At 68.4% G+C, this 1,133-nt stretch carries 2 protein-coding genes; both read right to left on the bottom strand.

The annotated features are described in order from the left end of the window. Positions 1-158, bottom strand: a 158-nt coding sequence (locus BGN95_RS12720) for a DUF2840 domain-containing protein (RefSeq protein ID WP_286772822.1), incomplete at its 3' end; no start/stop codon positions are given. 271 nt (positions 159-429) lie between these two features. Next, positions 430-1,133, bottom strand: a 704-nt coding sequence (locus tag BGN95_RS12715) for a replication initiator protein A (protein WP_286772821.1), incomplete at its 5' end; no start/stop codon positions are given.

The raw sequence follows: 1,133 nt of genomic DNA, 5'->3' as shown, positions 1-1,133 counted from the left end.
CGGCGGGTCAGGATGCGGTCCTGGGCGACGCGGCCGAAGCGTATCCAGTGCTCCAGCTTCTTCTCGATCCAGGTCAGCTCGACATGGGTGAGGCCGTCGCGGGCGAGCGCGCTGAACGCGCCGCCGCCGCGCACGGCGGGGGGCTGATCGTCGATCATGGGAGGTCTCCGGGGATGAGGCTCGCGACGGGGGCGGTGCGAGGGCGGCGACCTGGCCGCTGCGCGAGCGTCGAGCCGGCGAGCAAGGCCGCGCTGTCCACAGCCGCGCGCGCCGTTAGCAAGAATCCGAAGGATTCTTTTCTATTAGCACCGTTAGAAGTGGTGCGATTCCGCGAGGATTTCTGCGGGTTTGCGAGGCCCGCGCGTTCTCGAAAGTCCGTGTCCGGCGTTCTTGATCGTCCGAATCCGGCTGTTCCCGATAGTCCGAACCTCATGGCCAGTTCTCCACAGGCTTGAGGCCGACGCGGCGCATGGCGGCGTCGAACGGATCGACGGGGACGGGAGCGAAGTTCAGCCGGTCGCGGCCGAGCGCATGTTCGAGCGTGAGGACGTAGCCGGGGAGCGGCTGGCGCGCGACGATGGCGCGCAGCTCGAACGCGAACCGGCGCAGCGGCGAGAGCACGCCGGATTTGAGGTAAAGGTGCGGAACGTCGAAGCTCCAGCCGCCGCTCTGCCGTCCGCCATGCTTGCGCACGATGCGGTAGAGCCAGCGTTCGAGGCCGCCCGTCAGGTCGAAATAGGCGCGGTCGATGGTCAGCACGAGCGCGCGGTCGAGCACGCCGGCATAGAACCAATCGGGCAGGATCAGCTCGATCCCGAGCGCACGGCCGTTGCCGTCCGCCAGCTCGCGCCATTCGTTGATCCACGAGAAACGATGGCGGCGGCGCTGGTGCTGCTGCCGGATCGAGGTGGCGACGGTGGTGGATTGCAGGCGGTCGAGCGCGGCCTTCAGCCGCTCGTAGCTCGCCTTGCCGGTGCCGCGCCGGGTGAACGCCAGTATCTCGTGCGGCGTCGTCACCATAAGGCGCGAGGTCGGCCGTCCGGCGTCGCGCGCCTCGATGAGCTGGCTCGCCGCCCATATCAGCACGTCGGCGTCCCAAATAGTCGCCATGCCATGCTCGGGCACGGCCTCGA

This window comes from Sphingomonas sp. 66-10 (assembly GCF_001897045.1).
In the GTDB taxonomy this organism is placed as follows: Bacteria; Pseudomonadota; Alphaproteobacteria; order Sphingomonadales; family Sphingomonadaceae; genus Sphingomonas; species Sphingomonas lycopersici.
Note: the sequence above shows the minus strand (reverse complement) of the source record. Positions and strands in the feature narration are given on the sequence as shown.